The 14,275-nt window shown below is 34.1% G+C and carries 13 protein-coding genes and 2 pseudogenes; 5 read left to right on the top strand and 10 right to left on the bottom strand.

Annotation, left to right across the window (positions count from 1 at the left end):
* Positions 1–46: 46 nt before the first annotated feature.
* The 4 genes from AC1M36_RS03845 to AC1M36_RS03830 all read right to left on the bottom strand — a co-directional run bounded on the left by AC1M36_RS03845 (position 47) and on the right by AC1M36_RS03830 (position 3,433).
* Positions 47–1,621, bottom strand: coding sequence for a putative ABC transporter permease subunit (locus AC1M36_RS03845; protein WP_336450580.1), 1,575 nt, complete (start codon positions 1,619–1,621; stop codon positions 47–49).
* Positions 1,611–2,327, bottom strand: coding sequence for an ABC transporter ATP-binding protein (locus AC1M36_RS03840; protein ID WP_336450581.1), 717 nt, complete (start codon positions 2,325–2,327; stop codon positions 1,611–1,613). The genes AC1M36_RS03845 and AC1M36_RS03840 overlap by 11 nt, the downstream gene beginning before the upstream one ends.
* Before the next feature lie 201 nt (positions 2,328–2,528).
* The gene (locus AC1M36_RS03835) at positions 2,529–3,164 is read right to left on the bottom strand and encodes an SdpI family protein (protein WP_336450582.1); all 636 of its coding nucleotides are present in this window, start codon (positions 3,162–3,164) and stop codon (positions 2,529–2,531) included.
* Positions 3,161–3,433, bottom strand: coding sequence for an autorepressor SdpR family transcription factor (locus AC1M36_RS03830; protein WP_018764634.1), 273 nt, complete (start codon positions 3,431–3,433; stop codon positions 3,161–3,163). Before AC1M36_RS03830 ends, AC1M36_RS03835 begins: the two co-directional genes overlap by 4 nt.
* A gap of 206 nt (positions 3,434–3,639) precedes the next feature.
* On the opposite strand from AC1M36_RS03830, the gene AC1M36_RS03825 reads away from it, so the two are divergent.
* The 5 genes from AC1M36_RS03825 (at position 3,640) to AC1M36_RS03805 (ending at position 10,165) form a co-directional block, all read left to right on the top strand.
* Positions 3,640–4,335, top strand: coding sequence for a response regulator transcription factor (locus AC1M36_RS03825; protein ID WP_336450583.1), 696 nt, complete (start codon positions 3,640–3,642; stop codon positions 4,333–4,335).
* Between the two features lie 2 nt (positions 4,336–4,337).
* The gene (locus AC1M36_RS03820; protein ID WP_336450584.1) at positions 4,338–5,360 is read left to right on the top strand and encodes a sensor histidine kinase; all 1,023 of its coding nucleotides are present in this window, start codon (positions 4,338–4,340) and stop codon (positions 5,358–5,360) included.
* Between the two features lie 94 nt (positions 5,361–5,454).
* Positions 5,455–7,425 (top strand): ABC transporter permease, encoded by a 1,971-nt coding sequence (locus tag AC1M36_RS03815; protein ID WP_336450585.1) that lies wholly within the window; start codon positions 5,455–5,457, stop codon positions 7,423–7,425.
* Positions 7,426–7,445: 20 nt separating this feature from the next.
* Entirely contained in the window at positions 7,446–8,198 is a 753-nt protein-coding gene (locus AC1M36_RS03810; protein WP_336450586.1) for an ABC transporter ATP-binding protein, read from the top strand.
* Positions 8,195–10,165, top strand: a complete 1,971-nt coding sequence (locus AC1M36_RS03805) for an ABC transporter permease (protein ID WP_336450587.1) — start codon at positions 8,195–8,197, stop codon at positions 10,163–10,165. Before AC1M36_RS03810 ends, AC1M36_RS03805 begins: the two co-directional genes overlap by 4 nt.
* A gap of 51 nt (positions 10,166–10,216) precedes the next feature.
* Here the strand turns inward: AC1M36_RS03805 and AC1M36_RS03800 are convergent, their stop codons facing one another.
* The 6 genes and pseudogenes from AC1M36_RS03800 to vanY all read right to left on the bottom strand — a co-directional run bounded on the left by AC1M36_RS03800 (position 10,217) and on the right by vanY (position 14,233).
* Complete coding sequence (locus AC1M36_RS03800; RefSeq protein ID WP_336450588.1) at positions 10,217–10,393, bottom strand: YjcZ family sporulation protein; 177 nt, start codon at positions 10,391–10,393, stop codon at positions 10,217–10,219.
* Between the two features lie 209 nt (positions 10,394–10,602).
* Positions 10,603–10,771, bottom strand: a pseudogene (locus AC1M36_RS03795) (GntT/GntP/DsdX family permease); the annotation flags it as partial.
* Positions 10,772–10,829: 58 nt separating this feature from the next.
* Positions 10,830–11,816: an inorganic phosphate transporter gene (locus AC1M36_RS03790; RefSeq protein ID WP_336450589.1), complete on the bottom strand. Its 987-nt coding sequence runs from the start codon at positions 11,814–11,816 to the stop codon at positions 10,830–10,832.
* A gap of 71 nt (positions 11,817–11,887) precedes the next feature.
* Positions 11,888–12,505, bottom strand: coding sequence for a DUF47 domain-containing protein (locus AC1M36_RS03785; protein WP_336450590.1), 618 nt, complete (start codon positions 12,503–12,505; stop codon positions 11,888–11,890).
* A gap of 448 nt (positions 12,506–12,953) precedes the next feature.
* Positions 12,954–13,332, bottom strand: a pseudogene (locus tag AC1M36_RS03780) (enolase C-terminal domain-like protein); the annotation flags it as partial.
* 40 nt (positions 13,333–13,372) lie between these two features.
* Positions 13,373–14,233: a VanY-A/VanY-F/VanY-M family D-Ala-D-Ala carboxypeptidase gene (gene vanY / locus AC1M36_RS03775; RefSeq protein WP_336450591.1), complete on the bottom strand. Its 861-nt coding sequence runs from the start codon at positions 14,231–14,233 to the stop codon at positions 13,373–13,375.
* Between the last annotated feature and the right edge of the window lie 42 nt (positions 14,234–14,275).

The raw sequence follows: 14,275 nt of genomic DNA, 5'->3' as shown, positions 1-14,275 counted from the left end.
GTCGTTTTGAACTACCTTTTGGAGACAGCTTTTTTAGACTAACGTTTCACTTTATCCTTCTTTTAGACTCATTGTTATACAATACTGCAGTCATAATCAAAATCATTACAACAACTACAAGAGTAAATAACCTATAGTTCGATATCGCACCAGTACCTACTAATAAGGCAGGTATGACAGCCACAATCATGCCTCCAAACATACCAAGAACAGACCCCATACTCTGCTTCACCACCTGTGTTTCTGATACCCAATCATAATAACCAAATCGATTATTAATAAAAATCCCCCACACTGCTGAAAACAATGAATATGTGATCGGGGTAATGATGATAAAAATAGAAGTCCAAATATCCGTCTTTAAACCTATCATCATAAGGATAGCGCTAATAATTGATGTAGGTATGCTGAGCGAAAGGTTCATGAGAATCTTACTATCATAAATCATCTTAGGTGTCAGAGGTAATGACTTGATAATCCATACATTTTTCCCCTCTAACGATAATGAAACACATGTTGTACATGTCATTGAAATCATTGCTGAAATAGCAAATGGCGCAACCTTTTGTAAAATTATTTCGATTCCAGGATACCCGATTAATTTGCTTGGTCCTACTATAACCACTGCAAGTGAGAAGATAACTGCCATGACAACGCCCATACCAATATTAATCACATATACGGTAGAAGAAAAGAAACGCTTCCGTTCTTTTTTATATAACGCAATTAATACTTTTTCTTTCTTCATCCAATCAATCTTGTAATTGGAACGCATATGATACGTAGAGATACCTGTATTGATTTGCTTATATTTCAGAGCGAGTATTTTTACAAAAAGACAATACCAAATAACTGATATGCTAACAAAAAGGATAAAAGCTACAATATTTGCATCAACAATTGCTTTTTGAAAAATGTTAGCTAGCGGATACACTTTAGCTAATCCCTCTGAAACAATTGCTCCAATCCCTTCTAAATCCGTAAAACTATATTTCGTATTTCCCTGCTTGAACATAAAGTAACCAAAGCTAATCATTGCTATAAAACTTAAAATGGTAGTGACTTTATTTGCATGTCTAAATTTAGAGGCAATTGCCGTAATACATGCACCAAAAATTGCTGCAATTGTTGTTGGGATTAAAGATACTGTAAATAACGTAATGAACCACATCAAGTAGAAAGAAACTGATGGCTTCTCATATATGCAATAAACAACGCCCATCGGCAGCATAATGATCATTGAAAAGAGCGTATTTAGCACGTATAAATACAAAAATCTACTAGCTATAATTGTATCTACACGAATCGGTAAAGACATCACAAAATCATAATCCTTAAAAGCAAAAATCTCGCCATTTGCCTTAAACATAGTGAAAAATAAAACTAACATACTGCTAATAACAAATGCATAAACCGGAATGACTTCTCCTATTCCAAGTTTTATCAATCCATATGCCGCGCTTCCACAATACAACATCAACATAACAACAACTAAAGCAATTGATACTGAAATTAAAATTTTATTCTGCTTCTTTTTCTTATCTTTTTCATACTTAAAAGTATTAAGACCAAGCTGTGTTATGAAACGGATTTTTAAAAGGGCTATCGTATTATTTTTCATCAGCAAGCACCTTCATAAAGAGCTCTTCCAATGAATGTTCCTTTATGAGAGACTTTACTTCCCCTGAGATTGCTAGTTTTCCTTTATTGATTATCGCTATCTTATTGCATAACTTTTCTGCCACATCTAGTACATGAGTAGAAAAGAAAATGGCACTACCTGATTCGCAAAGCTTCTTCATAATCCCCTTAAGTACAACAGCCGCCTTGGGATCAAGACCAACAAAAGGCTCATCTAAAACTAATAATTTTGGATGATGCACAACTGCCGATATAATCGCTACTTTTTGTTTCATACCGTGTGAGTAGGAGGATATTAAATCTCCTAAATATGGTGTAATCTCAAAAGCATCCCCATATTTTTGTATCCGTTCTTCTCTGTCTTTTGCCGATACCCCAAAAACATCAGCAACAAAGTTCAAATATTGAATTCCTGTTAATTGTTCATATAAATCTGGATTATCAGGAATGTACGCCATGATTTTCTTACATGCAATCGGGTCCTTTTTTACTGAATGCCCATCAACAAAAATTTCTCCCTCTTCGAAATCTATAACACCTACTAGTGACTTAATCGTCGTACTTTTCCCAGCACCGTTATGTCCGATAAACCCGAAAATATCTCCTGCTTGAACAGTTAAACTCAAATCATCTACTGCTTTTTTGCCACCTTTGTAGGTTTTGCTGAAATTTATGATTTCTAACATATTCTCTCCCCCAAATAATCTAGACTGATCTATACTCAGTTCAATATGTGTAACCTTTTCTTGTATTTCATCATGTAACATCCCTATTTATAATTACTTTTTAAATATTCAGACTAAAAGATCGGAATCATACGCAGTAAGACTTCCCTCCTACTGCGTATGATTGATTCTAGTATTTCCTAAAGAACGATAGCTTCTAAGTTATACTTGCATTTCTTTTTTATATAAAATATAAGAATATAAATTCGTCAGCACTACAGCAATTAATATCATTGCAAGCATCATATACGAACGCAAGTTAGCTGGCAGGGCAATACTTACAATCATAAGAAGTCCTAAAGCTACAAACACTTTTCCGCTAAAGCGGTGTGTCTTCCGCCATACTTCTTCACTGCTTAATGTCCATGGGTTACGCATACCCACAAAGAAATTTGGTTTACACTGCGGCAAATAGTTACCGATGACTAAAAATAAAATACCGACAAGTAATTCTGGTACCCGATTGATGAACAAATTATATCCTAAGCCACTTGTAATAATATCGATATTCCCTACAAATAAAACAACTAGCAATCCATTGTTTATCATCATCAAAGCTTTAGAAAACTTTTCATAGTTTTCTTTCTTTGGATCAATCTTTTGTAAAACATTAAGAAGCACATAACAACCAATCATGATACCAACCATAGACATCATTCCAGTTAATTTCGATGAAAATCCATCAGCAGTCCCGCCGCTAAAGTGGGTTGCAATTGTATCCGGCAAATGCGGCCAAGAAATCGCCCATGCTAGGCAAGTTGTCAAAATTAATATAATTGCAAAAAGATGTTTTTTCATTTCCCCTCTCCCCCTTTATTCGTAAACGTAAACACCCATGTTAATAAATCTTGAAAAACCGTTGTGTTTAAAGAGTACACAACAAATTGGCCTCTTTTTTCATCTTGAATAAGTTCAGCGTTTTTTAGCGCATTTAAATGATGCGATATGCTTGGCTTTGTCATATTGAAATGTTCTGCAATTTCACCAGCGGTTAAATCACCTTCTTTTAATAAGTCTAAAATTTTTCGTCTTGTTGGATCTGCTAATGCTTTAAATGCTTGATTCAATACCTTTCTTCCTTTCAATAATTAGACATTTAGATATTTATCTAAATTTTAAAATAAAAAATATTAATTGTCAATTCTATCCATAACCTTTTTACTTTTTCCACTTTTGACCTATACTGTTTACTAGCACTCGTTTCAAGCTAATGAAAAGACACGAAACACATGGTACACTATAGCTACAATTGTTTTTTAGGAGGAATATACATATGTATAAAATTTTAATCGTTGAAGACGATCCAAATATCTCATCTTTACTGCAATCTCATATTCAAAAATACGGTTACGAAGCTGTTGTTGCGGATAACTTTGATGATATTATGGATTCTTTTAATAGAGTGAAACCACACCTAGTGCTTCTAGATGTAAACTTACCGAAGTTCGATGGTTTCTACTGGTGCCGTCAAATTCGTCACGAATCTACTTGTCCGATTATTTTCATTTCTGCTCGTGCTGGTGAAATGGAACAAATTATGGCAATTGAGAGCGGTGCGGATGATTATATTACAAAACCATTCCACTACGATGTTGTTATGGCGAAAATTAAAGGTCAATTACGCCGTATTTATGGTGACTATGCACCAAGTATTTCAGAGCGAATTGTTGAAGTGGAAGGTTTAAAACTATACCCAGAGCGACCAGAAATCCACTTTGGAACACAGCAAGTTCTTCTTACAAAAAAAGAAGCAATCTTGGCAGAAATGTTGTTATCAAAATTCCCCCGTACAGCAAGTCGTGAAGATTTATTAGCTGCGCTTTGGGATGATGAAAGCTTCGTTGAAGAAAATACATTAAACGTAAACATTACACGTCTTCGTAAGAAATTTAATGAGCTTGGTATTGAAAATGCAATTGAAACAGTACGCGGATTAGGGTATCGTTTTAACGCAACTTGGAGTGAATAAACATGAAGTTATTTTTGCGTGATCATTTTGCATTTTTTCTATTATATGCATTAAACTTCGGTATCATTTTTATTCTCTATGATGCAGTAGACGGATTCCAAAACAATAAGTTCTACTTTATTGTATTAAGCTTATATTTATTTATTTGCTTCCTTGCTTATCGTTATGTTCGTAACCGCAGAATGTATCATAGGTTGAGTGAGCCCCCAGAAAAAATGGAAGATGCGTTTATTGAAAGAGCGACTGCTCCTATGCCGCACGGCGTCAACGAACTTGTTAGGGCGCAGTATCGCCTATTCCAAAAAGAACTACAAACATATGAAGTAAAGCAACAAGAACATCAATTATTCATTAACCACTGGGTGCATCAAATGAAAACACCGGTTTCTGTTATGCAGCTTATGGTTCTTGAAATGGAAGATGAACATCTCATTCCTAAGTTTAAAAAGGAACTAGAAAGATTAAATCAAGGGCTAGATATGGCATTATATATGGCAAGGCTTAATAACTTCCATGAAGATTTCCATGTAGAAACTCTTTCACTAAAAGATGCTGTAACAAAAAATATTAATGGCTTAAAGGAACTCTTTATTCGTAACGGTGTATTCCCAGTTCTAGAAGTTCATTCTGATCTTAAGGTTGCTTCTGATGCAAAGTGGCTTAAGTTCATTATTTATCAATTAATGACAAATGCGGTTCGCTATTCTGGTGAGCGCGGAAAGAAAGTCTTCTTGTCTGGCTATCGAAACGGCAAAGATATTATTTTAGAAGTTCGTGATGAAGGTGTCGGTATCCCGCAAGAAGATATTCGAAGAGTCTTTGAACCATTTTACACGGGGAAAAATGGACGTACTTTTGGAGAATCAACTGGTATGGGACTTTATATTGTAAGTAAGATTTGCTCTTATTTAGGTCATTCTGTGAAATTAGATTCCGAGGTTGGTAAAGGGACAAGCATCAAAATCATCTTCCATAACGCTGCGAATAACCGAGCAGATGAATCTGGGACGGTGACAGAGCAATGAACATAACACATTTCAGCAAAATGTATGAGAACTCACTCTCATACATTTTTTGCAGCATGACTCAAACGATATCTTCTATTTGGAGGTATACATCATGACATTTTGGCAGTTTGCATTTAAAAACGTAACGCGAAACTCAAGAGCTTATTTCGCCTACTTTGTAAGCAGCGCGTTTTCCATTGCTGTATTCTTTTCATTTGCGGTGTATTTATTTCACCCTCGGTTACAGAATTCTAGCCTAGTTGATGGAATTTCAGGATTAATGATATTTTCAGAAATAGTCATTGTTGGTTTTTCCTTTTTCTTTCTTCTATATTCTATCGGTACCTTCTTAAAAGTTCGCAAAAAACAATTTGGTATTTTAACCGTTTTAGGGATATCAAGAAAACAATTAAAACGCCTTGTTTTCATGGAAAATATGTTAATTGGAATCTTATCAATTTTCTTTGGTATTCAATTTGGACTTGTATTTTCACAATTTTTCTTATTGGTAACAGCAAAAATTACATATGCTCCTGGACTCTATTTATATTGGCCAACAAAAGCGATTATTTTAACAGCGACAATCTTTCTAGGACTCTTTATCGTTGTATCAGCTTTCACTCCTATGCTCATTCGAACAAGAAAAGCGGTTCGACTTCTAAAGGAAGGGAAAGTGAAACAAAAAGAAAGAAAACCATCTATCCTGATTTCACTATTCGGTGCTATTTGTTTATTATCAGGTTATGTATTAGCTGGGAACCCAAAATACTTTATATCACTCGGTTCAGATATAGGAGCTCTATACATTGTTTCTAGTATTTTCGTTATTCCATCATTCGTTGCAATTGGAACCTATCTTTTCTTTTCTCAAATTAGTTTCCTCCTCATTCGCATACTGAAAAAACGAAGAAAATTTTATATGAAACGAATTAATATGCTTTGGATTTCTGATTTAGCAAGCCGCATTCGTACAAATATTAATATGCTATTTATTGTAGCAATGCTTTCTACTCTCGCTTTTACGATGATCACATTCATATATGGATTTGGGAAGTTTATGAAATTCGATGTTACTAACAATAGTCCATTTCCGTTCACCTATCTTTCGTACGACGCCAATCCACTTGTCACGCAGCATATGGACTGGTTAGAAAAACGGCTTAGTGAAGAACAATTTTCATATAAAAAATTCAAAACAGACTTATATGCAGTTTCATTACAAAAAGATGAAGTTACTCCCTATGAACAAGAAGCATATGTGTTAAAAGAAAGTGACTATAATAAACTTGCGACTGCTTTACATCGTAAGCAACTTTTTGTACAAAAGAATGAAACTTATATATTACCTGGATATGGCTATCAAAACATATTAAGTCCAATGCAAGAAGAATTTAAACGAAAAAGCGTCACAATTTCTCCAAATGCGCTGACACTGCATGTACAAGATTATGAAAATATTAACGTGATACCAACTGGCTGGACATCACAAATATTGATTTTATCTGATGATACAGTAGACGCTTTATCAAATAACATGAAACATATAACGCTTTATAATTTTCAAGTAACAGACTGGGAAAAGACAAATGAAATTGCTGCGGAGTATCTTGATAAATTCGCAAAAGATCGAAGAAACATCCCATCTGAAGAACCATTATTTATCATGAACGAAGCGAGTAACACGCTATACGAGATTAAATTAGGTGCCGCTTCATTCTTCTTAATCGGTACGTTCCTAGGCGTCATTTTCTTCATTGGAGCAGGAAGTGTCCTTTACTTCCGCATGTATACAGATTTAACAAATGAACAGGAAAAATATATTACCATTACAAAAATTGGTTTAACAGAATCTGAGATGAAACGCTCCGCTACGATTCAGCTTGCGATTTTATTCTTTGTTCCCTATATTATGGCATCTATTCATACGATGTTTGCCGCAAAAATGTTACAAGAAATTATGGGCCTATCATTATTTGCTGAAGTAACTGTTGTTCTTATGATTTTTGGAACGGTTGAAATCATCTTTTTCTTATTAATTCGTTCCCTATATATGCAAAAATTATCACAGCATATTAAGCTTTAAAAGATAGAAAGGTGAGTTTTATGGAAGAAGTATTACACATAAAAAATGTCTCAAAAGTGTACGAGGGCAAAGTCCCTCATACTGCTTTAAAAAATATTAATTTACATGTAGATAAAGGTGAGTTTGTCGCAATTATGGGCCCTTCAGGAAGCGGGAAGTCCACTTTCTTAAACGTTATATCTACAATTGATTCTCCTACTGCTGGGGAGGTATTTATTAATGGAAAAGAGCCTCACACATTCCGCCGTGAAAAGCTAGCCGTTTTCCGCCGTCAAGAATTAGGGTTTGTTTTCCAAAACTTTAACTTACTAGATACGTTAACAATCGGTGAAAATATTGTATTGCCATTAACATTAGACAATATTCCGTTGAAAGAAATGGATGCGAGATTAGATACAATTTCAAGGAAACTCGGAATTGATCATATTTTAGACAAGCGGATTTTTGAAGTTTCTGGTGGTCAGGCGCAGCGCACCGCAGTGGCTCGTGCTGTTATTCATCATCCATCACTCTTGCTTGCTGATGAACCTACTGGAAATTTAGACTCAAAAGCTGCCATTGATGTAATGGAGCTATTTACAAAATTAAATAAAGAAGAAGACGCAACCATTTTAATGGTAACACACGATCCGTTCGCAGCGAGCTATTGTAACCGTGTGATTTTTATTAAAGATGGTGAACTTTACAATGAATTACACCGCGGTCTATATCGTGAAAAATTCTATCAAGAAATATTAGATGTGTTGGCGTTATTAGGAGGAAGACGTGGATGACATTTTGGCAATTTGCTTTTAAAAATGTCTCTCGGAATTCACAGGCATATTTCGCCTATTTTATAAGCAGTGTATTTTCGATTACAGTTTTCTTTTCCTTTACTGTATATTCGTATCATCCACGCTTACAAGATATAAAAGAACAAGGGCCGCTAATGAATTTAATTGGAATGGCACAATTCGTCATCGTTATGTTCTCGTTCTTTTTTTTACTATACTCGATTGGAACATTTTTAAATGTACGCAAAAAACAATTTGGGATTTTAACCGTTCTCGGTATTTCTAAAAAACAGTTAAAACGGCTTATTTTTCTGGAAAATATGATAATTGGGATCTTAGCAATTTTTGCTGGTATTCAAGTCGGTCTTGTTTTTTCTAACTTTTTCCTACTCGTTACTTCCAAATTAACAGGTGCAACAGGAATCTATTTATATTGGCCAACAAAAGCAATTATCGCAACAACCGTAACTTTTATTGTTCTATTTTTTATCGTTTCTACGTTCACACCTATGTTCGTTCGTACACGTAAAACAGTTCGTCTCATTAAAAGCGATCAAAAGCAAGGAAAAGAAAAACGGCCTTCTATTCTTATTTCTTTATTTGCTTTAGCTTGTTTAGGTCTATGTTATTATATCGCTGGATATCCAAAAGGATATGTCACCGAAAAAAACGTACAGGATGGCTCTGTAATCTTTATCATTTTATCGATTTTGCCACTTGTAACCATTGGAACATATTTATTCTTTTCTCAAACGATTCTTCTCTTTATATCTATTTTAAGAAAGAGAAGAAAATTTTATATGAAACAAATAAATATGTTATGGATTTCAGATTTAGTCGCTCGCACGCGTGGTAATATCAATATGCTCTTTATTGTTACTATGTTATCTGCACTTGCTTTCACAATTATTACACCGCTCTTTGCTATGAATAATTACACAAAAGCATCTATTTTAGAACGCTATCCTGTTCCGTTTACGTATACATCTAAGCCTGGAAATTCATTCGAACAAAAACATATTTCAAAAATAGAACAAGAGCTTACAAATCACGCATTTCAATATCAAAAATATGCATTTACACTTTTAAAAGATACAGCTCACGAAGAAGCTATTGTGCTTATGAAAATGAGTGATTATAATACACTAGCTAAACTGTTAAAAAAACCAGAAATTCAGTTAGGTCCAGACGAAGCATATATAATTTCTAAATATTCACCAACGCTATTAAATTTAATTGCAAATCCATTTGCAAAACAAGAAACAATAACTTTGGAGTCTAACAAAAAAGAGTTTCACATTAAAGGATTTTTAAAACATAGTGTAGAGCCACAATACGCTCTTCCGCATACAATTGTGTTGCAAGATCACGTAATTGACAATATGATTCCGCATATTGAAACCATTACCATTTATAACTATCTTGTTGAAAATTGGGAAGACACTCTAGCCCCTACTACAAATATGGTAAATAGCATAGATAAAGATCGAAACGATTTATTGGAGAAAACAAAGCCTGAAGAACAACACATTACTATCCCATTCAGTCTTTATACATCTAGTGATGCATTAGCATATAGTAAAAAAGATAATGTCTCTAGTTTCTTTATCGGAACATTTCTCGGTATTATCTTCTTTATCGGTGCAGCAAGTGTCTTATATTTCCGTATGTATAATGATTTAACGCGGGAAGAACAAAAGTATATTACCATTACAAAAATTGGATTAACAGAATCTGAAATGTTCCGTTCCGCAACAATTCAATTAGCTATCTTATTTTTCGTACCTTATATAGTTGCAGCTATTCATACGATATTTGCAATTCAATTTTTACAAGCAGTGCTTTCCCTTTCTTTACTTAAAGAACTATTATTTGTACTCACTTTATTTGGGATTATCGAGATCATTTTCTTCTTTTTAATCCGTTCCTTTTACATGAATAAATTATCACAACGTCTTAAATTGTGAATGAAATAGCCTCGTGCGTGTGCACAAGGCTATTTCAATAGTTTTTAAATGTTAGCAGCAGAACCCACCGTAGCCGTCAAAACCGCCTCCATAACCACAGTAATCGCCGCCTCTACCACTGAAGCAGCTAGCACCGATGATGATCAATAAAATAAACAATACAATTAAAAGCGCAAAACCGCCGCCGCAGCCGTGTCTTACAGGTTTGTGATCGCAATTTTCACTCATTACTCTATTCCTCCTTTAGTATCATTCGCAACAAGATCATCTTGTTCTAAATGAGGGGATTCCATTTATATTATGTTTATATGGAAAATCGGGAGCTTGTTTTGCCTAAAAACAGGCTTGTTTCGTGGGAATGGTCACCCTATATAACGAAAGAAAAATTTGCATCATTACACAAAAAGGATGCTCTAAAAAAGAGCATCCTCTCTACTTTAAACGAACATATCGAGTTAATAACGCAAGCCCAAATGAGATAAATGACAATAGAGTTTCCAGTACTGTCCACGTCTTAAACGTTTCTTTTACCGTTAATCCTAAATATTCTTTTACAAGCGAAAAACCAGCATCATTTACGTATGAGAACATTAATGATCCTGCCCCTACAATGTTTTTCCAACTATTATTAGACACTTAACCATTGTTTTTTCATTTAACATCCTTATATAAAAATTTTCATTACCATCATTACTAAACCAGCTAATAATGCCGATATTGGCAGTGTAATAACCCAAGTCGTCACAATTCTTATAGCGACTCCCCAATTTACACCCCGAACACGTTTAGCGGAACCAACGCCTAGAATGGCAGATGAAGATACATGTGTGGTTGATACTGGTAGCCCTAAAATAGTAGCACCTTGTAATACTACAAATGATGTTAAATCTGCAGCAAATCCATTGATAGGTTGAACTTTAAATATTTTTTTAGCCACCGTTTTAATAATCCGCATTCCACCCATCATTGTTCCTATACCAATTGTCGCTGCACAAGTAACTTGTACCCAAAGTGGTACATCTAATGTGGTTTGATAACCACCTGCTACTAAAGCAAAAACAATAATTCCCATTGTTTTTTGTCCATCATTTCCTCCATGAGAAAATGCAGCTAAACCAGAAGCTACAACTTGAAACCCTCGAAAACCACGAGTCGCACGGCGAGGATTTACGTTTTTAAAAGCAATTGCTAATATTTTCATTAGAATAAATCCTACTATAAAAGCTAAAAAAGGAGAAATGATTAGGGCTTTTATAATATCTGTGAAACCTTCCCAATTTATAGAATGTATTCCTGATCCAAAAATAACAGCTCCGGCAACAGATCCGATTAAAGTGTGTGACGATGAAGAAGGAATCCCATAGTACCATGTAAACAGATTCCAAAATATAGCTGCAATAAGAGCGGCAATGACGATTAACAAGCCATTTTCAATCTGAAAAGGATCAGCAATTTTACCACCAATCGATTTTGCTACAGCTTCTGATATTAAAGCACCTATAAAATTTAATACACCTGCATAAATAACCGCGAATCGTGGTGATAAAGCCTTTGTAGAAACTGACATTGCAATTGCATTAGCTGTATCATGAAATCCATTAATGAATTCAAAAATTAAACCAAGAATAACGATAATAATTATTGTTGTCATTAGAGCCTCCACATATTTTTTGACTATGTTAATTTTCACTCCAGAACTATATTAATACTGCTTGAATACGGTTAAGCATTCTTCATGATAATGCTTTCTAATGTGTTGGCTACATTCTGACAAAAATCCGCAATATTTTCGAGCTCTTCATAGATTTCTTTATATTGAATAATACGAATAGGATCTTTTTCATTAGCAAACAGATTTTTAATGGATTCACGCAAAATCTCATCACATTTTGATTCCAACTCTTTAATTTTGATAGCATGATCCCTCATGTTTAGTAATTTCTTTGTTGCCAACATTTCAACCGCTGCCACAATTTCAGCAGTACAATTACGGATAGCATCAACAAACTTAAGCATATAATTATCAGCATTTACTATAGAATACATTTCAAATAGAGCAGCAGTATGTTCTAACCCATCTAAAACATCATCCATGCTCAAGCTAAGAGATAAAATATCTTCTCGTTCAATGGAAGTGATGAAAGCATTGTGTAAATCTTTGATAACTTCATGAACTAGAGAATCCCCCTCCGATTCATATTCCTTCATTTTTTCAGAAAAAATTTTAAGGTCATTAATATTTTTTAATTTATAGTCAGCGAAATAATTAGCACTTTCTTTTAAATTTAAGGAAATATTACTTAAATGATTTGTAAACTTGTCTTTTTTTCTTACAGCCATGCTATTACCTCCACTTTATCTAATGAGTTTAAATATCAAGGGTGAATCATACAACCTTAATATTTCCTTATAGCGCAATTCAATCCATGAATGTATATTAAATTAAGGTGTCAAAACAATTAACCTTACATTAAGCTAACGGGTTGCGTTAGTTGAAGAAAACCTATAAAAAGTCATACCGTTTATAAAAATGATGAACCGAATCTTAATAATTGAAAGGATTTCAGATTCCCTTATTTCACTAACAGGGAGGTTTACTAAAATAAGAAATGTTTGGCATAAAAAAGAGCACTATTGCGAGTAAATAGTGCTCTTTTTTATGTCAACCGTTGAATAAAAGTCGTGATTTTTCTTATTTTCAGGCGGACAAATATTTCTTTCGATATTTGCTTCTAGATTTTCTAAAATAAGGTTTCGTTATACTATCCATCGTATCACCTTAACATTATTAGTTATTTTGATTATACTCTTTACGTGTTCTTGTAATTTCTTTTAATCTTTCCCGGTTCACGTTATATCCAAACCCAGGCTCTTTCGGAACAATCACTTTTCCACCTTGCAATGTTACTTCTGGTGAAATAATATCTTGCTCCCAATGTCTACCCAAAGCTGAAATATCGCCTGGAATTGTAAAGTTCGGGAGTGATGCTAACACAATATTTTGTGCGCGTGAAATTCCCATTCCCACCATACCACCGCACCAAACTGGAATAGCATGTTCCTTGCAATAATCATGAATTTGGATTGATTCTGTTAGTCCGCACTCGTCCTACTTTAATATTTATGATGCGGTAGCAGCCGAGCCTAATAGCTATTCTTGCTCTTTCTTATTCACATAAGGAGTTCATAAAACACCGTGTAGATTTATTATTCATGTACGGTCAAAATTACTCCATCCATATTGTTCCCTGAAATTTCATAATGCTTATTTACCGGAACATTAACACTGATACTCTTTGAAATTTTATAATAAGAAACCGTATATTTTTTCCCTTCAATATTAGTTGAAATCACTTTTTTTTCTTTCAGAAAATCTAAATATTCTTCTAAAGTAAAGTTCTTTTTCTGCATAATCGCACTATGAGGCAAACCGACATAACGTATATGCCACGGCTCATATTGAATTCCTGTAATATTGCTTTTATTTTTCGGATAGCGTAAAACAAAACCGTATTTCCACACCTCTTCTTCAATCCATTTTCCTTCAGGAGCTTTCTCCATTTTCATTTGAGTAGACCCGACATCGAGTGATAGTCCTAAATTATGCTCACTATACCCTGCTGGTAACGCATAATCAGAACCCATTTTTTGATATAGCTTCCTTTGCTCTTCAAAATCTCGATACCCACTGCTGATTAAAAAATGACGGATACCTTCTTTTTCTGCTGCATCTACGATCTTTAAAAATTTTTTCACAATATCCTTTGATAAACGAAGGTTTCTATCAAGCACTCCATAACCTTTTACCAATTCTTGATTTTGAAGTATATTTACAATATCAGGCCTTATACTACCTTTCTGAACGGGATAATTTTTATTGACTAATAATAAATCACCTTTATAAATTTGCTCTTTTGTTATCTCTTTCTTTTCAGTATTCGTCCAATTTACCTTATCCTCTTTTTCTACAATCTTAACATCTACCTCATTTAGGAATAATGGCGCTATATAAATACCAACACATACTGTGCACAATATAAAAAACAAAATAAATACCCACTTTTTCATTTCTAGTTCCTCCTTAATCTTACTTACGTATAGAATAGAAAA

Source organism: Bacillus sp. Medicinal_06 (genome assembly GCF_056711665.1).
This window is presented reverse-complemented; position numbering and strand designations above follow the sequence as displayed.

Coding starts and splice junctions, on each gene's coding strand:
- AC1M36_RS03800 (WP_336450588.1), bottom strand. CDS start 10,393: ATGAGTGAAAATTGCGATCACAAACCTGTAAGACACGGCTGCGGCGGC.
- AC1M36_RS03840 (WP_336450581.1), bottom strand. CDS start 2,327: ATGTTAGAAATCATAAATTTCAGCAAAACCTACAAAGGTGGCAAAAAA.
- AC1M36_RS03790 (WP_336450589.1), bottom strand. CDS start 11,816: ATGACAACAATAATTATTATCGTTATTCTTGGTTTAATTTTTGAATTC.
- AC1M36_RS03785 (WP_336450590.1), bottom strand. CDS start 12,505: ATGGCTGTAAGAAAAAAAGACAAGTTTACAAATCATTTAAGTAATATT.
- AC1M36_RS03815 (WP_336450585.1), top strand. CDS start 5,455: ATGACATTTTGGCAGTTTGCATTTAAAAACGTAACGCGAAACTCAAGA.
- AC1M36_RS03835 (WP_336450582.1), bottom strand. CDS start 3,164: ATGAAAAAACATCTTTTTGCAATTATATTAATTTTGACAACTTGCCTA.
- AC1M36_RS03805 (WP_336450587.1), top strand. CDS start 8,195: ATGACATTTTGGCAATTTGCTTTTAAAAATGTCTCTCGGAATTCACAG.
- AC1M36_RS03820 (WP_336450584.1), top strand. CDS start 4,338: ATGAAGTTATTTTTGCGTGATCATTTTGCATTTTTTCTATTATATGCA.
- vanY (WP_336450591.1), bottom strand. CDS start 14,233: ATGAAAAAGTGGGTATTTATTTTGTTTTTTATATTGTGCACAGTATGT.
- AC1M36_RS03810 (WP_336450586.1), top strand. CDS start 7,446: ATGGAAGAAGTATTACACATAAAAAATGTCTCAAAAGTGTACGAGGGC.
- AC1M36_RS03825 (WP_336450583.1), top strand. CDS start 3,640: ATGTATAAAATTTTAATCGTTGAAGACGATCCAAATATCTCATCTTTA.
- AC1M36_RS03845 (WP_336450580.1), bottom strand. CDS start 1,621: ATGAAAAATAATACGATAGCCCTTTTAAAAATCCGTTTCATAACACAG.